This is a genomic window from Moorena sp. SIO3I6, assembly GCF_010672095.1.
Map to the genome: position 1 here is coordinate 1 of NZ_JAAHHU010000014.1, position 22,486 is coordinate 22,486.

Here is a 22,486-nt window from a genome sequence, read left to right on the forward strand (position 1 = left end):
TATTCCCTATTCCCTATTCCCTATTCCCTATTCCCTATTCCCTATTCCCTATTCCCTATTCCCTATTCCCTATTCCCTATTCCCTATTCCCTATTCCCTATTCCCTATTCCCTATTCCCTATTCCCTGTTCCCTGTTCCCTGTTCCCTAAAATCCAGAAATTTTGTACCTCATAGCTATGAGAATTTATATAGTTAAATCATGGATGATTTAAATTACTATTTAGACAAATACGATGCTATACCCTTAGATACTGATCAATACAAAAATAGTTATGTCGGCTGGGCACTAGACTTTTTTATTGATGAAACAAAGGTAATAAATCCTTATTTAGATATTACGTTACGATTAGACTTAACCGATGCGGAAACTAATTATAAGGATAATTTTAAGAATGACTATTCCACCTTTACGTGTTTCTTAATCTGGAAATTACTTAAAGCCCTGAAAGATCATCCTTCTTTTTGGTGGAGATTTATTAACCAGAAATGGTATCAAATTAATAACCCACCATTATTTTGTCCGACAGCAGTGGGAGGCGAAGCTCGATTTTTACCAATAATCATTAATAATGCCACAAAATTAGGATGGCTTGAATTTTCAGAACTATACAAAAATACCAAAGACAGTATTTTCGCTAATCCTATATGCTCTAATAATAGAGATATCTCCTATGCTTACCAACTATGTCAATTTGTTGGTAATCTTCCTGGCTTGGATTTTTTAAGTTTTGCTATGCAGACAGGTCGTGGAAATACCCAGAGTTTTTTCTACTTTGGGAAGCGAACCTACTACGAAAATCAGCAAAGATTAACGGTTCCTTTAGCTATAAAATTTCACCATAGCAATTTAGATCCATTCCTAATCGAATTGTTAGTTAAGGATTATCTAGCTGAATTAAGTAAGCTTTAATACAGTAGTTTTTACTTGGGTGAGTACAGAGTTTCTGGTTTTAGGGAACAGGGAACAGGGAACAGGGAATAGGGAAGACAGAAGAGGGAACAGGGCAAAAATTCTGTATACCTCATTAGGCTAAAAACCGCTATAGATCAATAGGCAAAACTGCGCTCAATCCCTACTCCCTACTCCCTACTCCCTACTCCCTACTCCCTACTCCCTACTCCCTACTCCCTACTCCCTACTCCCTACTCCCTACTCCCTACTCCCTACAACTCAATCGAATAATAATCCAAAGCACCAACTCCCGCACCCTGAGTCCACCGTGAATCAGGTTTCCAAGCACCATTGATTTCTTCCCGACGGCGAGTGTAGACAGTGAGCTGATTATCCTTTACTTTCAGTAGATTATATTGCCAAGGATAACCGGGTATGAGTTCTCTGGTGGGTGCGCCAAAGGTGCCAGCACCAATTTGGTCGAGTTTGCGCCCAGTTGGACTGAGGTCGTAACGGAAAAGGCTGGTTTCGGCTTTGTGGATGTGTCCGTGGAGGAAAAAGCGGAATCCAGCTTGGGCGAGTTGTTCCATGAATCCTTGGTCGGTAATCCTATCGCTTCCAGCACTATTCAGGGCATGGTGCCAAACCGCAATTTTCAGGCAGTTGCCGTAGTCTGGGTTACGGCGAATTTCGGTCAGGGCGTTGCTCAGAGCACCGGAGTGGATACTAGCACGGTCTCTGAAGTAGCGATCCAGTTCCCAAGCGGAGTTTAGTCCTAGGATCAGCAAGTTTTGCTCTGGGAAATAGTCGATAATGGCTTGCTGGTCATAGTCGAGGGGATAGGGTTGAGCTTTGATAGCTTGATAGAATTGGCTGAAGTGGGCAAACCGTTGTTGGTATTTGGCTTCATCTCGGACTCGAATCACATCTTCACCTTTGATGTAGTGACCCTCTTTGAGTTCACCATCGTAGTCTTCGAGATCCAATAACTGATAACCCCGCTTTGCTAGTTCCCAATTGAGGTCATGGTTACCAGGAACTAGAACAATTTGCTTCGAGTCTAGGGAAAAGTCTTGGCGGAGGTTGTCGAGAAACTGTTGTGCTGCCTGGTATTCGTCTGGAGTGGAATAATTGGCGATATCACCGGAGAGGATAAGAGCATCAAGGTGAGGGATTTGAAGGTCTTGGATTAGGTCTTGGGCGAGTTGGTTTGACCAAAGGGTAGCTTGCTCAGGGGTGGTGATGTGGAGGTCTGAGAGGTGGAGGATGTACATGGTTTGAGTCGGTTTGGGACGATAGGTTGGGTTGTAGATTTGGTAGCGCTCTTGAATAGTGTTAAGGGTGTTGATGGTTTCCTTAAAAATATAGTTATAATTAGTTCCTGCCAATTCTTGGTTGTTGAGGCGATTAATCAGTTTAGGAATAGTGGCTTCTGTCCCGATTTTTCCAAGAGCATCTGCCGCACTACTATGCACATATTTGTGGTCATCATCCAGCAATTTAATTAAGGGGTCAATCGCCACTTCTGTCCCGATTTTTCCAAGAGCATCTGCCGCACTTATACGCACATAATAGTGGTCATCATCCAGCAATTTAATTAACGGGTCTATGGTGGCTTCTGTCCCGATTTTTTCCAGAGCATCTGCCGCACTTATACGCACATCTGTGTCGTCATCATACAGCAATTTAATTAAGGGGTCAATCGCCACTTCTGTCCCGATTTCTCCCAGAGAAAATGCCGTACTACTACGCACATCATAGTCGTCATCATCCAGTAATTTAATTAAGGGGTCAATCGCCACTTTTGTCCCGATTGTTTCCAGAGCTTCTGCCGCACTTATACGCACATCATAGTCGTCATCATACAGCAATTTAATTAAGGGCTCGATGGTGGCTTCTGTCCCGATTTTTTCCAGAGCATCTGCGGCACTCCTACGCACATCTGAGTCGTTGTCATCCAGGCATTTAATTAACCCGTCAATCGTCGCTTCTGTGCCAATTTTTCCCAGAGCATCTACGGCAATCTTACGCACATATGAGTGGGAATCATCCAGGCATTTAATTAATGGGTCTATCGCGGCTTCTTTCCCAATTTTTCCCAGAGCTTCTGCCGCCATAATTCGCACATATGAGTGGGGATCATCCAGGTATTTAATTAAGGGGTTAATCGCCGCTTCTGTGCCAATTTTAGCCAGAGCTTCTGCCGCACTTTTACGCACCCAATAGTCGGGATCATGCAGCAATTTAATTAAGGGGTCGATGGTGGCTTCTTTCCCGATTTTTTCCAGAGCATCTGCCGCCCTAATACGCACATCTGAGTCGTTGTCATCCAGCAATTTAATTAAGGGCTCGATGGTGGCTTCTGTCCCGATTTTTTCCAGAGCATTTATCGCACTCCTACGCACATCTGAGTCGTTATTATTCAGCAATTTAATTAAGGGCTCGATGGTGGCTTCTGTCCCGATTTTTCCCAGAGCTTTTGCCGCAATACTGCGCACATAATAGTGGTCATCATCCAGCAATTTGATTAAGGGCTCGATGGTGGCTTCTGTCCCGATTTTTCCCAGAGCTTTTGCCGCACTCCTATGCACCCAATAGTTGGGATCATCGAGCAATTTGATTAAGGGGTCGATGGTGGCTTCTGTCCCGATTTCTCCCAGAGCTTTTGCCGCACTCCTACGCACATTTGAGTGGTCATCATACAGGTATTTACTTAGCTCAGGTATCGCTTTTTCTAATCCAGTTATTCCCAACAGTTCAACCTTAAGTAAGGTCGGAACCTTTAACCCAGCCACCAACTCGATAGTCTGCTCCTGAAACTCTGGTTTTACTGCTCCTGCTAACCTCGCTCCCAGTTGCCAATCCACTTCTAAGCCTAACCTTACCACCTCCAAGGCTTGCTTTTGATCATTTACCAATTGCAGCATCAGCACCAGAGGTTCTGTCCATTTCAAATAATTGAGATAGTTCTGTTGCAACTCCTGATCACTAAGACGTGGTAATTGCTTCAATAAATATTCCGCTGTATAGTATTCTTGGATTAGTTGGTGTCGAAACTCAATCAACTCTCCTGATTGTTGAATCAAGTGATGGTTGAGTAAGTCCTTTAGCCAAGTCCTAGCGCGAACTTTAGGATCGATACAACCACTCTGACGTAGATAGTTAGTTAAAATTTCCTCGGCTTTTGTCTTGGGAATAGCAACAGTAATCTCTTTGGGCTTATCCCCTGCTGTCATCACAAACCCTAACTCTTGCAGCAAGTCAGTCCAAAATCCTCTTGATTCCTCGGAAACCTTAACATCTTGCTTGATGTTATCAGAATAGAACTGGGTAAATGAGCGAAAGACTAACCCCAGATTCGACGGGATCTCTCCCTTATCCTGAAACAGGGCACACAGCATCATCAATAGTAGAGGGGTTTGGCCAAACTCCCGTAAGCGATCGCCCAACTGCTTAAGCATTTGCTCCCCCTTTTCAGGCAAATACTTTCGGACAAATTCCGACATTTGCTCTGCACTCAAGGGTTGCATTTCCAACTTCTTCTCAATCCCCAAGTCACCACCCACCCCTAAATCCCTAGTGGTGAAAATCATGGGAGTGTGCTTCTGGTAATCCTTCCGAAACTGAGTCAAATCCACACGTGCTGCTTCTGACGGGAGCTCGTTCACCCCATCGATCAGTAACCAGAATTGTCCATCAAACAATAGTGTTTCGATTTCGGTGGAGTTGAGGAGTACACGATGACGTTTCAGAAAATTCCGCACTAACTCCAGTACCGATGTCTGGTAATATCGCAGTTCCACCAGCACCGGAATTTTGCCTGGTATCCCCTCATCCCCTAACAATCGCACTAACGCAGTGGATTTGCCTGAACCCGGACGTCCGACCAGTAAAACATGGTCAGCAGCATACTTGCGCAATCCTTCTAGGACAGGCAAGCGCTCAATTTTTTCCGGATTTTCGTATTCTTCCCGATTTTCGTCTCGTTGTGGCTGCTCCGACTTGATGGTTTGCACCATTAGGCCATTAAACAGCATAGGGGTTCGTTGCTGCTGCTTGGGCTTGCGGCCTTCGACATCAGTGAGGGTATAAACTTGCCACCATTGGGCGTAGCTGTTACGGATTGATGCTAGATAGGGATCCCAATTGACCATCTTAAGGATGAATTATGAAGGTTGAATTATCTGGCACCCTTGTGATTTATTCTAGCTGGGCAGCTGAGTTGGTGGGCAGTGCTTTGCTATGGGATCGGGAGCTGAGCTGATTGGTCTGCTGCACTGCCCACCCTACATCGGCTGAGTTGGTGGAACTGGCATCTTGCCAGTTTCAATATTATGTTGGGGCGGGCAGTTGGTGGGCAGTGCTTTGCTATGGGATCGGGAGCTGAGCTGATTGGTCTGCTGCACTGCCCACCCTACATCGGCTGAGTTGGTGGAACTGGCATCTTGCCAGTTTCAATATATGTTGGGGCGGCCAGTTGGTGGGCAGTGCTTTGCTATGGGATCGGGAGCTGTACTGATTGCTCTGCTGCACTGCCCACCCTACATCGGCTGGTGTGATTGTGATTGTAGTTGCAATTATAGTTGACAAAATTATCTATAAGTGCTTATACCCCTTGCCCTAGATATTTCCATCTCCTGATCACCCCATTTCCCGGTCTTCCAGTGCTATTCTCCGACTGGCAACTGTTAGGATAATATTTTTTTTGTAAATTAGTTGAGAAAGCTTTGCATTTGACCCCTAGATAGACTAAACTAGTCTAGGAGTATTAGCAATAACTAATCCCTGGCTGCTCAAATCTTCCCTTAACCGAGGCAGCTTGGTTCCAGCTTTTAACAAAAAACTATAGCATTATTGATTATGGATCCATCTATATCTGAATCAGAGGCCAGTCAAGTGATTGAGATCAAGTGGGGAGAGCGATGGCAAGTCTATCGGCGCTTGCAAGAGCTAGAGATTCCCTGTCACTGTAAGACTGACCAGCCCTTGAAAGCTGAAATCGATAATGTCACGGCTTTGATTCAAATTTGGAGTATCCTCAGACAGCTAACCCTTCCGCGCCAAGAGTTAATATCCTGGCTCGATGATTGCTGGCGGCTTCCTAGCAAAAGGCGCAAGGAGAAACTTTAAGTAGTAGGTAAGCATTCAGCCCTCAGCGGTCAGCCGTCAGCTTTCCATAACTCAGATTAAACTACTGATCCTGCAGGTCTACTCAACCTTCAACCTTCAACCTTCAACCAACAAACCTTCAACCTCCCAACCTTCAACCTCCCAACCTGCCAACCTGCCAACCTTAAAAGAATACCTTTAAGATCCATTCATGACAAAACCAGCAATTCTACATTTAGAAGGGATTACTAAACACTTTGAGCAAACCACTGAGCCAGCAGTGGGGAATGTGTCGTTTACCCTCCATGAAGGGGATTTACTGGGATTAGTCGGCCCATCTGGCTGTGGCAAAACGACATTACTGCGGATTGTAGCTGGGTTTGAGCGACCCCAAGCGGGACTAGTGGTATTGGCAGGACGGAAAGTGACTGGGCCAGGGTATTGGTTACCACCAGAACAGCGCAATACTGGTATGGTCTTTCAAGACTATGCTCTATTTCCTCATCTGACCGTAGCAGAGAATGTGGCGTTTGGGCTTAAGCAGAATCGGAAACAGAAGAGTGGTGTCTCGGTCAAGAATAATACGGAAGATGCGATCGCATTAGTCGGATTAGCTGGCATGGGCAAACGTTATCCCCACGAACTCTCTGGTGGTCAGCAGCAGCGAGTAGCCCTAGCCCGTGCCTTAGCCCCCAGACCTAAATTAATTCTATTGGATGAACCCCTCAGCAATCTCGATGTCCAAGTGCGTCTGCGGTTGCGTCAGGAAGTGCGAGCTATTCTCAAAGAAACCGGAACCTCTGCTATTTTTGTCACCCATGACCAAGAAGAAGCCTTATCGATATCCGACCAAGTGGGAGTCATGCGTTCTGGTCGATTAGAGCAATTGGGGACACCAGAAGAAATCTATACCAATCCCAGCTCTCGCTTTGTAGCAGAATTCGTCACCCAAGCCAACTTTTTACCAGCCCAACGCAGAGGAGACCTATGGGAAACAGAAGTAGGCTCCTTTGCCATCAGAGTCAATGATGCCATACTTAATACTAAACTCGATCAGCTGGAGGAAGGGGAGCTAATGCTTCGGGAAGAAAATGTTCTTCTCAAGCCTGATGATGACTCCACCGTAGTGATTCAAGACCGACATTTCCTAGGTCGTGAATACCGCTACTGTTTACAAACCGCTTCCGGCAAAAAACTCCACGCTCGCACCAACCTAAGCACTCAACTACCCGTAGGAAAGCGGGTGCGACTGTCTGTAGCTGACCCATCAGTACCGATTTTTGCCTGAGGGAAAAGGGAAAAGGGAAAAGGGAATAGGGAGTAGGGAGTAGGGAGTAGGGAGCAGGGAGCAGGGAGCAGGGAGCAGGGGTAAGAGTGCATAAAATTGTCCTGTCAACCTATCAACCTTCAACCTGTCAACCTTAAACCTGTCAACCTTAAACCTTCAACCTTAAACCTTCAACCTTAAACAACCTTCAACCTTCAACAGATTGAGTTAATCATGTATTCTGCTCCACTGATTCATTTCTATTAGACCCTGCCTCATTTTCATTAGAGGATTGGACTTGCTTGAGATGAATCTTATTCACCTGAACAATATAATGTTCTATGGCCTTTTGTGATTGTTGTTGACGTCGCGCGCCATCGGATGAATCAGAAAAGCGATAAGGTTGAGTGACTCCCAAGACAAATTTTTCCTGTTCCGCTTCTAACAATTCAACAGTAGTGTTGGCAGCAATCCAATTTTCTTGAAACGGAAAGGAAGTAGAGACACTAGCAACAATAGAAGCAATCGCTGGAAATATTACCGGGAGCCACTTTAGTAATGAAGAACCAGTTTCTAATTTGTCTAGCAAGACTAAAATTGGTGTTATTCCCGATAAAATAATGGTTAACATTTGGGCAACATAGTAAGCATTTCGGGAGGTCCTGCGGGTTTTTTTATAATCGTCAATCAACTCCTGACTATAGTTTAGAGCTTTTTCTATTGCTAGAGTTATGGGATTATTATCCGTGGAATTATTACCGCACCACAGCCCACTACACAGTTTAGATTTTTTGATCAGTTGCGACTGATGAGTAGCTTCTTTATAGTCTTGCCACAATTGTTGATTAATTAGGAAAAGAAATATAAAAACCGCAAAACAAGCAGCGCTAACGATTTCCAAAATTTGACGCTCTGAGATAAAAATAGAGGCAATTCCGACCCCAACCCCAGCAGCCAGGAATAAAGAATAACCGATAGTTATTAAAACTGAAGGTTTTGAAATTGATGAAGAAGAGATTTTATCTATTGTCTTAGGAATTTTATTATCTGGAATTGCTTCAATTTGAGGAGCTGCTTCAAAATTAGTCATTTTTTTTATATAATTATTAATGCAGTTAATCTAGTCAATTCTAGCAAGTGGGCATTGCTGATTGGTAGAATACTCAGAAATCCCACCGTTTAACCTCCTTTATGATTTATTTTTGGAATTTTGCTGTTTGACCCAGTGGTGCCTTACGGGGCGGGCTTTACCAACCCTGGCTACGAGGTTGAAAATGACGGGGAGCGCCCCTGAAGCACCACTAGCAACTTCCTACCCTACTTTATCTGCCCCCAATCTCCCCATCTCCCCATTTCCCCATCTCCCCATCTCCCCATTAACTAACCAGTTGACTCAATTGCGGTGGTTGTTACTGTAGGTGACTCTAGTACCAGCCCACTGAAGCTTATTCCTTAAGGTCTGGTAATAGGAATACTGTTCCCTTAGGATAATGAACTTAGCCTGACAATCTGCTCTACGCACGTCCACCCGTTGTCCAGGCCAAATAGAGGTTGCCAGCACACCATCCATCCAGAGTTTAGTGTTTAGCTCATAATCCCCCAAGGGCCAGATACTGACAACAGAACCAGAGGGGAGCACGAAAGGACGACTGGAAAGGCTCATCGGACAAATCGGTGCGACTGCGATCGCTTCAATCGAGTCGTGCAAAATTGGACCATTAGCAGAAACAGTATAGCCAGTGGAACCAGTGGGAGTCCCAACAATTAGTCCATCCCCTTGGTATTGATCCACTACTTCTCCATCAATTTCCATTTCCAAAATTGAGGTAATCATCCGATCGGCAGAGGCAGGTTTAATACACATTTCATTGAGTGCCAAAAAGCGATCGCTAACTGGTGTAATGTCAGTGCGGTTTCCCCCAAACACAGCCCCCTGTAACATCATCCGCCGCTGAACTGCATAGCGGTCTTCTAATAGTCGGTCCCAAACTTGCTCAGTGTCTTTAAATTCTTCGATGGGTTGGGTCAGAAATCCCAGATGACCTCCAACATTTACTGCCAAAATTGGTATTCCTTCCGGAGCCAGATGTCTTGCGGCTGCCAATACTGTCCCATCCCCCCCGAGAACCACTGCCAAATCAATGGCTTCGGTGGCAGAAGCTAAAAAGACTGGGTAGGGATTATCTTTCGCGCCACTCGGTCCGATCAGAACCCTGCACTGGCGTGCTTCCAACTCCCGAGCGCATTTTTCTGCGCAACGTTTTCCTTGGGAGTCTCCAGCTTTGTGAATAATAATGACTTGCTTTAGCTGCACGTTACTGTTCTGGCTTACCCCTAGTGTTCACTGTTATTCTAGAGCGTTCGATTAAGCGTTACCCGATCTTTGCGGGGAAATTGGGGAAATAATTTAATTGTCAAATAAATTTAATTGTCTAAAAGGCGTTTTCTTGATCAAGAAGACTACCAACTTGGGATAACTATAACTAGAGACTGGGTCAAAGAGACTTAGTCAATAGGAGATTAACCCATGACAAACAGGGAACAGGGAACAGGGAGCAGGGAGCAGGGAACAGGGAGCAGGAAGCTTCGGAAAAATCCTGTGTACCTCATTAGGCTATAAACCGCTAGATGGGAGGCGTGACAGGTGTGGTAAGTGTGGGAAGATGGGGCGATGGAGCGATGGGGCGATGAGTAACTAGCTCCTTTTGACTGCCCTGCATCCCTACTCTCTACTCCCTACTCCCATTAACCCAGCAGGAAAGTACCTCTTTTACAGCGCAGCGTAACCAAAGGTGATGTCAAACCGACGACACCAAATTGCTACAGAGCCAAATTCGTTAAGATTCAAGTCGTCAGGAATAGCATAGCGTTGAGCACCACTGAATTGCTTGATTCGGGCGAGGGTTACATAGTCTTGTCCCCGAATTTTACGAGGTACACTGCTGTTCGGATACAGGAGTACATTCACATCGGGCCCACTACCCGTTTTAAAGGATTGATCGAATTCTAGATAGCGTTTACCATTTTCATTGACAATCTTTACATTTCCTTGAGTGCGATGCCCTCGATCAACGGTGATAAAGCTTCCTGTGGCGATAGTAGAGGCTATTCGTTGACTGACCAGAGCATTGTTTAAAGAGTTGTGTTTAACAACAGTTCTTTCTGCTTGCACAGCCGGAGTTGCTGCTGCCATTAACAATACGGATAAACCACCAACAATTAGACGTTTCATAACACTTCCTCCTAGTAATCAAAAATGAATTGAATCATTGCTTTAGTTGCTTAATTATTAGAATGAACTACCATTCTGAAATCACCCTAACGAATAAATGAAAGTTAGATGAGATTTAGAAAAGAAAACTGAAGCACTCAAAACTGACCAACTCAGCCTTAAGCTACTGTAGGGTGGATGAAGGGAAAGAAATGGCGTTGCTGAATCTTTGAATGAACAGGAGTAGAGCGGGCATCCTGCCCGCGCGAAAATAAGCATGAAACTGGCAAGATGCCAGTTCCACACAAGATGCCCATTCTACAGGTGCGACCCAAGGGCGATTTACTCGCCACGAGGCGCGCACCTACTCTTAAAATTATTCCATGATTAAGGAACGCCAAAGGAATTGCCCCGTAACCCATCACCTGGTAGCAGTGATTTATGACCAACAGGTGCGATCGCATCCCTGATCTATAGTAGTCGCCAGGGCAGTTAGGACATGATAAAAGTCTCAAACCTAAGTAAGCGCAAGAGTTTGACTTCGGACTTCGGACTTCGGACTTCGGACTTCGGACTTCTGCTATAACTCCCTGATCTCATAACCGATTTTATACTGAACGCCCATGAATCAAAAACGCATCATTGGTCTAACCGGTGGTATAGCCACGGGAAAAACCACCGTATCGAATTACCTAGCTGATACCTACAGGCTACCAATTTTAGATGCGGATATCTATGCCAGAGAAGCAGTACAACCAGATTCACCAATCCTGAAACAGATTTATCAGCGCTACGGTTTACAAGTGCAGCACAGTGACGGTACCCTGAACCGCAAACGCTTAGGAGAGATAATTTTTAGTAACCCAGCTGAGCGACAGTGGTTAGAGCAACAAATCCATCCTTATGTACGCGATCGCTTTCAATCTGAACTCGATACCTTTCTTGATGCAGTCGCTCATGGGGAGGGGCTGTGTGCGGAACCTGCGTCCGCACCTTGTAAGCCCCGTGGAAACCCCCAAGACCGCGCTGCATCGCTAGTTGCTCCTACAGTTATCTTAGTCATCCCGTTACTATTTGAAGCTAAGATGACCGATTTAGTGACAGAAACTTGGGTAGTCAGCTGCTCACCAGAACAACAGCTCAGACGGATCCAGAAACGCGATCGCATCTCTAAAGAACAAGCTCAAGCCCGGATCAACAGCCAACTCCCCCTCCAGCAAAAAATAGCACTTGCTGATCTAGTTTTAGATAACTCCTCTACCCAAGAAGCTCTAATCCAACAAGTATCTACGGCCCTTGCTACCAATGGATATCATCCATATTTTTGAATTAAGAATGTAGAATTAAGAATTAAGAATTAAGAATTAAGAATTCTGCCTTCTACATTCTGCCTTCTGCCTTCTGCCTTCTACATTCTGCCTTCTACATTCTTCATTCTTCATTCTTCATTCTTCATTCTTCATTCTTCATTCTCCATTCTTCATTCTTCATTCTGCAAACCTGCTAACCTAGTTATCCCAAATAAGCTTTCAGAGCTTCTGCTGCCAACTCCGTCATACTTTTACCTTGGTTAGCAGCAGCTTCCTTAAGACGAGCATGGACTTCTTCCGGAATGCTAATTCGACGGCGATTTTTAGCAGTAGAAGATTTCTTAGCTGAGGATTTCTTACTTGCTAGCTTGGCATCTGGATTAACTATACCGCTACCTAGCTCATAGTTAGCAGAAAATTCCCTAAGGGCATCAAAGCCAATGCGATCGCAAAAATCCCCAAAACTCTCCTGAGGTTTGCGCTCTTCCCGAAACTGCACAAAAATTGGTTCAAAGAAAGATTCCAGCTCACTTTCTGGCATTTTCTGCACATAGGCTCGTGATAACCGAGTTTGATCTGGTGAAGCTCCCAGCCACACTTGATAAGCTTTTGGTGCACTACCGACAAATCCCAACTCTGCTATATACGGTCTAGCACAGCCATTAGGACAACCGGTCATTCGGATCACAAAATATTCCTTGTCTAACCCCAATTTGTCCAGCAGTAACCGAATCCGCTCAACCATGCCAGGGAGCGCCCGTTCTGATTCGGTAACCGCTAAACCACAGGTAGGTAAAGCTGGACAAGCCATGGAATAGCGCACTAACGGTTCAATTCCTTCTGGAGTAACTTGAATACCGTGCTGTTCTAGAATCTGATTCAAGGCTTGCTGGTGGGTGGGGTCAATCTCATAGAGAATTATATTGTGGTTAGCAGTAAGCCGCATCGGTAGGGCAAATTCTTCAGTAATTTTCCGCAGAGCTGTTTTGAGTCGGAAATTCCCTTCATCTTTGACCCGACCATTCTCAATCGATATCCCCAGGAATAGCTTTCCGTCTCCTTGTTCGTTCCAACCCAAATAATCTTCGTACTTAAATGGGGGTAAGGGCTTAAACGGTGCCAGGGTTTTACCGAAGTAGCTTTCTACTTTTTCCCGGAACTTATCGACACCCCAATCATTGATTAGGTACTTCATTCTGGCATGACGGCGGTTTACGCGATCGCCATAATCCCGCTGGGTTGCCACAATTGCCTTAACCAAGTCATATATATCCTCTTTCTCCACATAGCAGATGTGGTCAGCTAGACGAGCAAAGGTCTCTTCCTTATTGTGGGTGCGACCCATACCCCCACCAGCCAGAACATTAAATCCCTCCAGTTCTCCCTGGTCGTTGGTAATTACCACCAACCCCACATCTTGGGTATAGATATCAATCGAGTTATCCCCGGGAACCGTTACGGAACACTTAAACTTCCGGGGCATATAGTGTTCCCCGTAAATTGGTTCCTCTTTGTCCTGGAAAATAGTACCATTACCATTGCGCTGCCGTGCTGCTTTCACCTCCGGAGCTTCCTCAGCACTAATTACCTTTTCCCCATCCAGCCAAATCTCGTAATAGGCACCGGTTTGAGGGGTAAGTAAGTCAGCAATCCGATCAGCATACTCCCAAGCATACTGATACTCTGGTCGATTTTTATATGGTGCTGGTGCAGCCATAACATTGCGGTTGAGGTCTCCACAAGCACCCAACGTTGACCCCATATTGCGGATAATTGCTGCAATTGTCGCTTTCAAATTCTTCTTGAGAATGCCATGAATCTGAAAACCCTGACGGGTCGTTACTCGTAGGGTATGGTTACCATACTCTTCTGACAACTGCTCTAGAGTCAGATAAAGCTCTGGTGGAATAAATCCTCCAGGATTGCGAGTGCGCAGCATCATCTGATAGTCTTTTTCCTGACCCTTGACCCGGTTATCTCGGTTGTCTTGCTGGTAAGACCCGTGAAACTTAAGAATTTGAATAGCGTCTTCTGTAAAATGAGTGGTATCCTGTAGCAATTCAGTTGCCACCGGCTCACGCAAGAAGTTACTGCGTTCTTTAATTCCTTCAATCTTAGAGGGTTTGCGGGCTTTAGGAGTCTGAGATACAACCATGGGTTCAACGGAGCAAAAAAGATGAATAAGTATAATTCCCGATAAATCGGTCGGGATTACGGTTAATGATTAGATCCTAATACTACCGTTACCGTTGCCCATTGGATCCATAACTTTAGAAATCCTAAAATTTCTCCAAATTCATTCATTGTCGTTCAATGAGATACCGGCAAAGAGGAAAGGAAAGAGTTGAAGGAAGGTTGAAGCGAGTAGATTGGCCAAAGCGAGTAGATGCACAAGAGGATTGTTGTCACCTCAGTTGAAGTATTTGACAGTTAATACTTCATCCTTTATACTTCATCCTTCATGCTTCATCCTTCATGCTTCATCCTTCATCCTTTCCCTTTGACAATGGACATACTAAGTTTAGAAACGGTAGCCTGCACCCAATTGAACACTGACAGACTCACCTGAACTATTTTCGTAAGCGTTAAGACCTACCTTAGTATTGCCGTAAACCAAAACATCCTTAGCAATTTGGCTTTCAGCACCCACGCCAAGCACCCAAGCATCTTGATTACCGATGGGTGTATTGTCTCCGTCATCTTCCACAAAAGAGTAACCAACACTAGCAAAAACATTAGTATTTTTAGCTACGCCTAGGTCAAAGGAAACACTAGGAATAATCGCCGTATTGTCATCATTGAAAAGAATATCACCTCTTAGAGAAACTGGAAGCTTTGAAGTTGTTAGACGAGTGGTAATATTACCACCAACATTTTGGTCATTCCCTTGTCCATCACTAGTTACACCGGCGGCCAGACCAACCCCAATGTAGCTAGCATCTGTACCTTTGACGCTGAGATCATCTGCTCCGGGATTAGCGGAAGCCATACTATTTCCTAGTAAAACGGGAGCAATTGTTGTAGCAGCCAAAGTAGAAATGGTGAAAATAGATTTCAGTAAACCTTGCATTGTTTATTTCCTCAAACTAGTTAATTTTTTGTTCCTTTCTCTACAAGTCGTTGGGAATAAACAAAAGGTTCCTCAGGTTATAAAAAAAAATCTAAATACTTGAAAAGCTTGAGATGACTTGAATCTGGCGAATCCGGATATAACTAGAAAAAAATTTGCTTAGTTTTAGACGCCCTAATTAGTTGATACTCTTTAAAAGAGAGTCGGTTTTATCAATTAATTTAATGTCTGTGTTTTGTTAGTGGACTGTTTACTAGGTGTCACAGATTAGACAACTGCGGCGAAGTCTAATCTTGTTTGATACCAACCATGCCATATCCAGCAATGTTATATGCAGCAATGGTAGACAGAGGCACCTGGTAAAAATACTGACGTCGGAACTGTTCTTCCTCAATGGCAGCAAAAAATATTGCGTTCGCGCAGCGTGCGCGTAGCGCAATCGCATCATTTTCAGCAACATTCGTCCCATGGGAAGACCACTCTTTTGGATGCCAACTTATTTGTACCCCGCAGTCCTGGTAAGAAACTTCAAAACCAATCGCTGATAGGGCATTCAGTCCTAACTCAACAGTGCGATCGCTTAAATCCAACTTCTCCTGCAATTGCACCAAAGTAGCCCATTGACCCGTGCGACTGAGGAACTTAGCAATTCCTAGCAACTTTTTCCAGGTGTCTTGGGCAGATAGTTGTTTAGGCCGTGGATATGCGATCGCTAATTGTCGTTCTGCCTGTATCGCTCTCCTACACCATACTTGTAACTCATCCCAACTCGTCGGACACTCATAAACCATTAGAGGAGTTAAACCTTCACCCTGTAACTCTTGTCCCCGACAATCTAAAATCCAATCGAGCTGATTAGAGACCTGTAAACAAGACTGCAAATAATTTTCCTGGCAAGGTTGCACCGCAACGAGGCGCACTTCTGGACGTTTTTCGTAATTATTATAGTCTAATTCCACAACAGCATTACATCTAACTTTAGGGACTTCATCCTGATAATGTCCCCACCAAATTCCAGGAAAACCCATACTCGTAGAGTCATCCCAAATTTCAAATTTAGTTTTAATATACTGTACTTTCCGTCCTCTAAAATCCTTAGAGTTACGATTCCAAACCTGCTCAAACCAACAGTTTTTAATCAGCAATTTTGGCACCGGATTACCCATCCCACAAGGTTCCAGGTGTTTCAACTCATCAAATAGTGCTTTGCCCAACTCAGCAACCTTAACCACCAAATCCGCTTCTATAGCTGGCATCATCAAAGCACCCGTAGTCCCTAGTTTTTGTGCCAACTGCTGGTTAATCGCTTCCCTAAATAAACGAATATTATCCACTGGCAAACTCAACCCAGCCGCAAAAGGATGACCTCCGAAGCGATGCAACAGATGAGCTTGGGAATTGACTAATTCATAAAGATCAATATTATTAACAGAACGAGCCGAACCCCGTGCTATACTATAGGAGTGTTTATCTTCTAAACCTGCTTCTCCCAGCTGGCTTTCTCTATCGCTACTTTCAGTACTTAACAAAACTGTACTTAACAAAATCGTCGGGCGTCCGTATTCCTGAGCAATTTGACCAGCCACTAAGCCTAAAACACCAACCGGCCATTGGGGATCCTCTAAGACAATCACATTAGTAGTAGACAGATCAAGTTGGGCAAGTTTATCCTTAACTTGCTTAGTAATATCTTTTTGTAAAGACATGCGGCGGGTATTAGCTAATTCCGTCTCTAAAGCCAGTTGCTCACAACGTTTCTCATCTTTACTAGTCAGTAACTCAACACAAAATGAAGCATCCCCTTGAATCCGACTTACAGCATTAATTCTCGGGCCAAGTCCGAAAGAAATATCCGTCGGGCGATCGCCACTGCGTTTACACAACTCTAACAATCGCGCTATACCAGGACGAGAGCGAGTTTTCAGTTGCTGCTTCAGTTGTTCAATTCCCCGTTGTGCCAGATAACGACAATCTCCAGATAATTCCACTAAATCCGCAATTAGACCAATTGCCACCAAATCCAGCAAGTTCTCTAATCGTTGTTGGGGAATATTAGGTGAACGCTGATACATTGCTTCCACTAACTTATACGCCACCGCCACTCCAGACAAATGAAATAAAGGATGACTTTCAGCAAGATAGCGGGAATTGATGATAGAAACCACTGGCGGACGGTCATCTGGTAGAGTATGGTGGTCAGTGATAATCACATCCATTCCCAACTGGTGAGCATAATCAATTTCACTCAGATTCGTGCTGCCAGTATCGCAGGTAACGATAAGTTTCACCCCAGCAGCATTCAGTTGGTCAATTCCTGGACAATTCAAACCATGGGATTCCGTCAGGCGATTGGGAATGTAGTAACTTAGGTGTTGGTGCTGGCAAAAAAACTGTCCCAGTCCTTCCCAGAGGACACTAGTAGCCGTGATTCCATCGGCATCAAAGTCCCCCCATATGGCAACCTTTTCCTCAGCCTCACGGGCTTGCAGTAGGCGTTTTACTGCCCATTCAATTTGTTCTCCAAAATCAAAAGGGCTGGTAGGTTGATACAAATCTGGGTTTAGGAAACCAGCCAGTTGTTTCTCCTCTCGTATTCCCCGTTGCCACAGCAGTTGAGCAGCATAATGTCCCGAATAGCCCTTAGTATGGGATTTGACAGCTTTGAGGAACCACTGAGGAAAGTCAGGTGGGGGTAGGACTTGCCATTGGGATTGAGAAATGGATTCGGACATGGATTCGGACATGAAGCTGATGTGCGATCGCTTATAGTTAGTCAAGTTAGCTGATCCGCGAGAAGCCCCGCGCTCTACCCGATAGGGTGAGCGTCTTGAAGTTACCGTAAGAATAGTGGAGCCTTTATGGTTGGCAGGCTATGCATAAAAGAGTTAACACTTATTGATTAAGGCTCCACTATTCTAAGGCGCGCGTCTCTAGGATGATAGCGGGACGATGGAGTGAAACGGAATTGTCAACTAGGAATCTTTGGGGACAGGGAAACGAGCTATTAAGCTTCTGAGTAATTCGGAGCAGGTCATCCCCCTACGTTCGCGTAGCGTGGCCTACGGCCAATCAGCTTCTTGTTTAAGCTGTCTTTTTTCAAAGTTAGTCAGTCGAATCATTAATGTTTTATCTTTCATTTGTAATTACGTCTGTTACTATGATAATAGGTCGAAAAACAATAGACAGCAATAATGAGGGCAGCATACCAATACCGGCTTAGACTTACTAAATCACAGGTCGCCAAGATAGAAAAATGGCTTGATATGTTACGCTATCAGTACAATTACTTACTGGCTGACCAATTCAATTGGTATGGGCAAAATCGTTGCTCCATTAATTCCTGTCCTCTTATTTGCCACTTACCCGATCTAAGAAACAATCCCGATTATTTTTCCCAGAAGAAAACCCTTCCTGAATTAAAGAAAAACAGGCCGTGGTACTGAGAGATACATTCTCAAGTTCTGCAAGATTGCGTCAAGAGAGTAGACCTGGCTTTTAAGGGTTTTCTAAAAGGAGATTGCAATGGGAACAGGAGCGGAAAACCACGTTTTAAAAGCAAAAACAGGTACCGCTCTTTTACCTTCCCGTCCTTGTCCAAGAGTCCTATTAGTGGTAATATCCTGGCTCTACCGAAATTTGGGCAAGTCAAGATGATTTACCATCGACCAATCCCAGAAGGATTCAAGGTAAAAACGGCCACAATTACCCGAAAGGCCGATGGCTATTATGTAACACTGTCAATTCAGGATGATTCCGTCCCGGACATTATCCCGATAGATAGCGTTACTAATCCCGTTGGGATAGATATGGGTCTTAAGTCGTTTTTGATAAAGTCTGACGGTACTGAGGTGCCAATTCCCCAGTATTACCGAAAGGCTCAGAAAAGACTTAATAAAATTCAGAAAGCTGTTAGCCGATCCAAAAAGGGAAGTAATAACAGAAAAAAAGTTATCCTTAAACTTGGGAAGGCTCACAAAAAGGTAGCTGACACTAGAAAGGATTTTCACTTTAAGACTGCGAAAGAATTACTAGGTAGTCACGATCTAGTAGCCCACGAAAAGCTCAATATCAAAGGGCTGGCTAGAACCAGAATGGCAAAGTCAGTTTTGGATGCTGGTTGGGGTCAATTTTTGTCTATCTTATCAGTCAAAGCCGAGAACGCTGGACTGATAACAAAAGCTGTAAACCCCCGTAACACCAGTCAAAACTGTTCTAATTGTGGAAAGAAGGTACCGAAAAAACTGAAAGACCGCATCCATTCCTGTCCTCACTGTGGTTATGTTGCTGACAGAGACGTGAATGCGGCTAAAAATATCTTGTATTTGGCGGTGGGGCGTCCCGTCAGCAATAAAGCTTACCGAGTAACCGAACCATTAGGTGGTGTTGGTAAGAAGCCCGCGTTGTCCCGTTAGGGCAACGTCGGGAGTACGTCACTACAAAAATACTAACTTAATCAGAGCGATCCATAACCAAATTTATCCAGAACTATTGTCTTGATGCAGTGGCTACTTTCTTGTCTATTGCTAGCATGCCTATTGCCTTTCCCAAGCGAGACTATGTTCACATCTCAAATAAAAATCCTATAGATACTGCTTAAACGGATGTGCCAATATGCCCAGTATCAGATCAATTTCCTTAATATAATAGTCATCTAAATCAATAAACACCAATTGATTCACCAACTTGATAAACTTCCAATTTGTCCCAGTAGTTACAGCTCCATAGATAGCATCAATATCGTGATCCTGTTGTTGATTAAATCTCTGAGCTGCTACCATTTCCGCAATGCACTGTCCTAATCCCCCCTTAATATTTTCATTTTTTGCCTCCAGGAGGATAACAACTGGTGTCCGAATTTCATAGATTTCCTTAGAAGCAGTAAGGATATAATCACAGTATCCATTTAATCCAGTTCCTCTATCGACATTAAACTCAGTTCCAGAAAAAAAACCGATTTGGAAATCAAGCAGACGGCGCACTTCCAGTAAAACCGGAGCAATAACTAACTCAGAACGAGCTTTTTCGGTATTGATAGCATTCGCGAGCGGCAGATTTTCCTTAAGGGTTGTTTTCAAGTGATCACTCGGCTCGATCGGGGCAATATCCTTAAATACAGTATTCCCCTCATCAAGAAGGAGGTTAAACGCCGTTTGGACTTTGTAGATAGTTGTAAAGTCACTATATGCCATGATCTTTATTTATCATGTCTCCTATAGCAATCCTACTATCAAGTCTGGTTGAATACCCATAATTAAGGAGAGGGTGGGGAGACTCACAGGGGTAGGTTTTTTACATTTGGGTAAAACATGGGACTTAACCTCAGCACAGGAAAAGGAAAACAACGAAGAAGCGATGCATCGCTAAGTGACAAAACTGATGGTTCGATAAATTTGCCGAAAATCCCGACTATTCGTCGAAAATTCTCCCCATCTCCCCATTCCCCTCCTGGGAGGGGTTAGGGGTGGGTCCCCATCTCCCCACACCTCCCACAAATCCCACACCTCCCACACTTCCCACACCTCCCACAAATCCCACACTTTCCCTATCTTCCCGATAGTGCCATCGGTTACATCCGTTACCCATTTTTTGCCCTGAAAGCTATTTTCCTAGCACCGTGCTATTGACTTTATTCAGTTAATATGCATGCCAGATGACTTGTGCAGTTTCTTCGATAGGCTAAAGAGAACCATAAATCTGTGAGGACTGGGGTATGAGTCAGGAATTAATCGATCTCAGAATAAGTATCCTAGAGGGACGCTACGCAGATGCCTTAGCAATTGTAGATGAGTTGGAACAGATGACTAAACGCGCAACTGTGCATCAGATTGAATCCTATTTAAACAAGGCATTGATTAACTTGATTAAAAACCAAGTAGAGGAGCGTTTGACAAATTCTTGGGCAGCTTCAATTCGTGATTTCATTCGGGAAATCCAAAAACTGAATCTCAAAGATAACCAAAAATCTTATACTATCAATGCTGATCAATGGCAGTCATTGATTGACAATGAACTGGAGGCAGCAATTTCCACGGCGAGTGTGGAGGTTCTCAATGGTGCCTATACTCCAGCTCAACTTTCAAAACTATTAGATAGAGCTCAGCTCAGGCAAACAACTCAAGATTTGCTGGCTTTGACATACCTCTATTCAAAAAAGGATTTACCTTTATTTATTAATCAGTATTTAACTCAATTACCAGGAGGTTCCTATTGGAACCAAGATACACAACCATAAATCGAGTTATTCACAATCGACAATACCTATGACTTCTCTTCCTTATCCATCACAGCCACTAATTTCACCTCGGCAAACCTTGCCGACAATGTATGACTTACCCAGCGAAAATCCCAAAGAACCTGGTTTGCCTGACGAATTTCATTTTTTTCAACCCCTACTATTATTGTTAACCTTTGCCCCTGCCAACTCCAACCCAGAGTTAGTCTTTAGTGCTTGTGACCTCAATCTTTACTATGATCTCAACCATCCCGGTTGGTATAAGCGACCGGATTGGTTTGGTGTAGTAGGTGTGCCTCGGCTTTATCAAAGCAAAGACCTACGTTTAAGTTATGTCATCTGGCAAGAACAAGTCAGTCCATTTGTAGTGGTGGAGTTATTGTCTCCTGGCACCGAAGATGAAGATCATGGTCAAACCGTGAGCGCACCGGGAAAACCTCCGACTAAGTGGCAGGTTTATGAACAGATTCTGCGAGTACCTTACTATGTAATTTTTAGTCGCTATACCAATGAGTTACAAGGGTTTCATCTGGTTGGTGATCACTACAAACCCGCAGTGCTAAATCAGGACAGGTTACTGATGCCGGAGTTGGGATTAAGTTTAGGGTTGTGGCATGGCAGTTTTCGCGATATCCCCCGATTATGGTTACGCTGGATGACCCTTGAGGGGAATTTGATTCCTCTAGCAAGCGAGGAGTTGGCACAAGCTCAGCAACGAGCAGAACGTTTGGCGGCGCGACTGCGTGAGTTAGGTATTAATCCAGACCAATTGGATTAAGTTGTTGTCTTAATGCAGTCGCGAATGGTTTCGGTTCTGTGTGAGGAACACCGCGATGTCTCCTTTCTCCTTTCTCCAAAGGAGACACTGCGCGAACACCAGACACATCGAGTTATTCACAATCGACAATACCTATGACTTCTCTTCCTTATCCATCACAGCCACTAATTTCACCTCGGCAAACCTTGCCGACAATGTATGACTTACCCAGCGAAAATCCCAAAGAACCTGGTTTGCCTGACGAATTTCATTTTTTTCAACCCCTACTATTATTGTTAACCTTTGCCCCTGCCAACTCCAACCCAGAGTTAGTCTTTAGTGCTTGTGACCTCAATCTTTACTATGATCTCAACCATCCCGGTTGGTATAAGCGACCGGATTGGTTTGGTGTAGTAGGTGTGCCTCGGCTTTATCAAAGCAAAGACCTACGTTTAAGTTATGTCATCTGGCAAGAACAAGTCAGTCCATTTGTAGTGGTGGAGTTATTGTCTCCTGGCACCGAAGATGAAGATCATGGTCAAACCGTGAGCGCACCGGGAAAACCTCCGACTAAGTGGCAGGTTTATGAACAGATTCTGCGAGTACCTTACTATGTAATTTTTAGTCGCTATACCAA

19 protein-coding genes and 1 pseudogene are annotated in these 22,486 nt (G+C 44.3%); 8 read left to right on the top strand and 12 right to left on the bottom strand.

Annotation, left to right across the window (positions count from 1 at the left end):
- Positions 1 to 200 precede the first annotated feature (200 nt).
- Positions 201 to 911, top strand: a complete 711-nt coding sequence (locus F6K49_RS07580) for a CatA-like O-acetyltransferase (RefSeq protein WP_293066521.1) — start codon at positions 201 to 203, stop codon at positions 909 to 911.
- A 254-nt stretch (positions 912 to 1,165) separates the two neighbouring features.
- On the opposite strand, the gene F6K49_RS07585 is transcribed toward F6K49_RS07580, so the two are convergent.
- Both F6K49_RS07585 and F6K49_RS07590 read right to left on the bottom strand, forming a co-directional pair.
- Complete coding sequence (locus F6K49_RS07585; protein ID WP_293095535.1) at positions 1,166 to 5,047, bottom strand: HEAT repeat domain-containing protein; 3,882 nt, start codon at positions 5,045 to 5,047, stop codon at positions 1,166 to 1,168.
- 214 nt (positions 5,048 to 5,261) lie between these two features.
- Entirely contained in the window at positions 5,262 to 5,483 is a 222-nt protein-coding gene (locus tag F6K49_RS07590; RefSeq protein WP_293021269.1) for a hypothetical protein, read from the bottom strand.
- A gap of 270 nt (positions 5,484 to 5,753) precedes the next feature.
- Here F6K49_RS07590 and F6K49_RS07595 point away from each other — a divergent pair, with 270 nt between their 5' ends.
- Positions 5,754 to 6,023, top strand: coding sequence for an Asr1405/Asl0597 family protein (locus F6K49_RS07595; RefSeq protein WP_293021268.1), 270 nt, complete (start codon positions 5,754 to 5,756; stop codon positions 6,021 to 6,023).
- Between the two features lie 190 nt (positions 6,024 to 6,213).
- Entirely contained in the window at positions 6,214 to 7,290 is a 1,077-nt protein-coding gene (locus F6K49_RS07600) for an ABC transporter ATP-binding protein (RefSeq protein WP_293021267.1), read from the top strand.
- On the opposite strand, the gene F6K49_RS07605 is transcribed toward F6K49_RS07600, so the two are convergent.
- The 5 genes from F6K49_RS07605 to F6K49_RS07625 all read right to left on the bottom strand — a co-directional run bounded on the left by F6K49_RS07605 (position 7,270) and on the right by F6K49_RS07625 (position 10,844).
- Entirely contained in the window at positions 7,270 to 7,398 is a 129-nt protein-coding gene (locus F6K49_RS07605; protein WP_293021265.1) for a hypothetical protein, read from the bottom strand. The genes F6K49_RS07600 and F6K49_RS07605 overlap by 21 nt on opposite strands.
- A 103-nt stretch (positions 7,399 to 7,501) precedes the next feature.
- Positions 7,502 to 8,359, bottom strand: a complete 858-nt coding sequence (locus tag F6K49_RS07610) for a DUF4231 domain-containing protein (RefSeq protein ID WP_293095538.1) — start codon at positions 8,357 to 8,359, stop codon at positions 7,502 to 7,504.
- Between the two features lie 303 nt (positions 8,360 to 8,662).
- Positions 8,663 to 9,583 (bottom strand): NAD(+) kinase, encoded by a 921-nt coding sequence (locus tag F6K49_RS07615; RefSeq protein ID WP_293021261.1) that lies wholly within the window; start codon positions 9,581 to 9,583, stop codon positions 8,663 to 8,665.
- Between the two features lie 456 nt (positions 9,584 to 10,039).
- Entirely contained in the window at positions 10,040 to 10,501 is a 462-nt protein-coding gene (locus F6K49_RS07620) for a DM13 domain-containing protein (protein WP_075901141.1), read from the bottom strand.
- Positions 10,502 to 10,664: 163 nt separating this feature from the next.
- Positions 10,665 to 10,844: a hypothetical protein gene (locus F6K49_RS07625; protein ID WP_293042418.1), complete on the bottom strand. Its 180-nt coding sequence runs from the start codon at positions 10,842 to 10,844 to the stop codon at positions 10,665 to 10,667.
- A 259-nt stretch (positions 10,845 to 11,103) separates the two neighbouring features.
- Here F6K49_RS07625 and coaE point away from each other — a divergent pair, with 259 nt between their 5' ends.
- A complete protein-coding gene (gene coaE / locus F6K49_RS07630; protein WP_293095541.1) occupies positions 11,104 to 11,808 on the top strand; it encodes a dephospho-CoA kinase in 705 nt (234 codons plus the stop codon).
- A gap of 184 nt (positions 11,809 to 11,992) precedes the next feature.
- On the opposite strand, the gene sir is transcribed toward coaE, so the two are convergent.
- The 3 genes from sir to F6K49_RS07645 all read right to left on the bottom strand — a co-directional run bounded on the left by sir (position 11,993) and on the right by F6K49_RS07645 (position 17,592).
- Positions 11,993 to 13,945, bottom strand: a complete 1,953-nt coding sequence (gene sir / locus F6K49_RS07635) for a sulfite reductase, ferredoxin dependent (RefSeq protein WP_293095544.1) — start codon at positions 13,943 to 13,945, stop codon at positions 11,993 to 11,995.
- Positions 13,946 to 14,311: 366 nt separating this feature from the next.
- Positions 14,312 to 14,860: an outer membrane beta-barrel protein gene (locus tag F6K49_RS07640; RefSeq protein WP_293021252.1), complete on the bottom strand. Its 549-nt coding sequence runs from the start codon at positions 14,858 to 14,860 to the stop codon at positions 14,312 to 14,314.
- 287 nt (positions 14,861 to 15,147) lie between these two features.
- Positions 15,148 to 17,592: a DHH family phosphoesterase gene (locus F6K49_RS07645; RefSeq protein WP_293095547.1), complete on the bottom strand. Its 2,445-nt coding sequence runs from the start codon at positions 17,590 to 17,592 to the stop codon at positions 15,148 to 15,150.
- Positions 17,593 to 18,051: 459 nt separating this feature from the next.
- Here F6K49_RS07645 and F6K49_RS07650 point away from each other — a divergent pair.
- Positions 18,052 to 19,272: pseudogene (locus F6K49_RS07650) on the top strand (transposase).
- 168 nt (positions 19,273 to 19,440) lie between these two features.
- Here the strand turns inward: F6K49_RS07650 and F6K49_RS07655 are convergent.
- On the bottom strand, positions 19,441 to 20,049 hold the full coding sequence (locus F6K49_RS07655; protein ID WP_293095550.1) for a hypothetical protein: 609 nt from the start codon (positions 20,047 to 20,049) through the stop codon (positions 19,441 to 19,443).
- Between the two features lie 217 nt (positions 20,050 to 20,266).
- Positions 20,267 to 20,443 carry a hypothetical protein gene (locus F6K49_RS07660; protein ID WP_293095553.1) on the bottom strand — a complete coding sequence of 59 codons (177 nt, stop codon included), beginning with the start codon at positions 20,441 to 20,443 and terminating at the stop codon, positions 20,267 to 20,269.
- Between the two features lie 127 nt (positions 20,444 to 20,570).
- On the opposite strand from F6K49_RS07660, the gene F6K49_RS07665 reads away from it, so the two are divergent.
- The 3 genes from F6K49_RS07665 to F6K49_RS07675 all read left to right on the top strand — a co-directional run.
- Positions 20,571 to 21,092: a DUF29 family protein gene (locus F6K49_RS07665; RefSeq protein ID WP_293021247.1), complete on the top strand. Its 522-nt coding sequence runs from the start codon at positions 20,571 to 20,573 to the stop codon at positions 21,090 to 21,092.
- 28 nt (positions 21,093 to 21,120) lie between these two features.
- Positions 21,121 to 21,870: a Uma2 family endonuclease gene (locus F6K49_RS07670; RefSeq protein WP_293095556.1), complete on the top strand. Its 750-nt coding sequence runs from the start codon at positions 21,121 to 21,123 to the stop codon at positions 21,868 to 21,870.
- Positions 21,871 to 22,004: 134 nt separating this feature from the next.
- Positions 22,005 to 22,486 (top strand): Uma2 family endonuclease (locus F6K49_RS07675; protein WP_293095559.1); only part of this gene is annotated, 482 nt, incomplete at its 3' end.

What these genes read in the sequence shown, in the direction of transcription:
- F6K49_RS07640 (WP_293021252.1), bottom strand. Translation starts at nt 14,860, where the DNA reads ATGCAAGGTTTACTGAAATCTATTTTCACCATTTCTACTTTGGCTGCT.
- F6K49_RS07610 (WP_293095538.1), bottom strand. Translation starts at nt 8,359, where the DNA reads ATGACTAATTTTGAAGCAGCTCCTCAAATTGAAGCAATTCCAGATAAT.
- coaE (WP_293095541.1), top strand. Translation starts at nt 11,104, where the DNA reads ATGAATCAAAAACGCATCATTGGTCTAACCGGTGGTATAGCCACGGGA.
- F6K49_RS07620 (WP_075901141.1), bottom strand. Translation starts at nt 10,501, where the DNA reads ATGAAACGTCTAATTGTTGGTGGTTTATCCGTATTGTTAATGGCAGCA.
- F6K49_RS07585 (WP_293095535.1), bottom strand. Translation starts at nt 5,047, where the DNA reads ATGGTCAATTGGGATCCCTATCTAGCATCAATCCGTAACAGCTACGCC.
- F6K49_RS07595 (WP_293021268.1), top strand. Translation starts at nt 5,754, where the DNA reads ATGGATCCATCTATATCTGAATCAGAGGCCAGTCAAGTGATTGAGATC.
- F6K49_RS07660 (WP_293095553.1), bottom strand. Translation starts at nt 20,443, where the DNA reads ATGGGTAACGGATGTAACCGATGGCACTATCGGGAAGATAGGGAAAGT.
- sir (WP_293095544.1), bottom strand. Translation starts at nt 13,945, where the DNA reads ATGGTTGTATCTCAGACTCCTAAAGCCCGCAAACCCTCTAAGATTGAA.
- F6K49_RS07600 (WP_293021267.1), top strand. Translation starts at nt 6,214, where the DNA reads ATGACAAAACCAGCAATTCTACATTTAGAAGGGATTACTAAACACTTT.
- F6K49_RS07580 (WP_293066521.1), top strand. Translation starts at nt 201, where the DNA reads ATGGATGATTTAAATTACTATTTAGACAAATACGATGCTATACCCTTA.
- F6K49_RS07665 (WP_293021247.1), top strand. Translation starts at nt 20,571, where the DNA reads ATGAGTCAGGAATTAATCGATCTCAGAATAAGTATCCTAGAGGGACGC.
- F6K49_RS07645 (WP_293095547.1), bottom strand. Translation starts at nt 17,592, where the DNA reads ATGTCCGAATCCATTTCTCAATCCCAATGGCAAGTCCTACCCCCACCT.
- F6K49_RS07670 (WP_293095556.1), top strand. Translation starts at nt 21,121, where the DNA reads ATGACTTCTCTTCCTTATCCATCACAGCCACTAATTTCACCTCGGCAA.
- F6K49_RS07655 (WP_293095550.1), bottom strand. Translation starts at nt 20,049, where the DNA reads ATGGCATATAGTGACTTTACAACTATCTACAAAGTCCAAACGGCGTTT.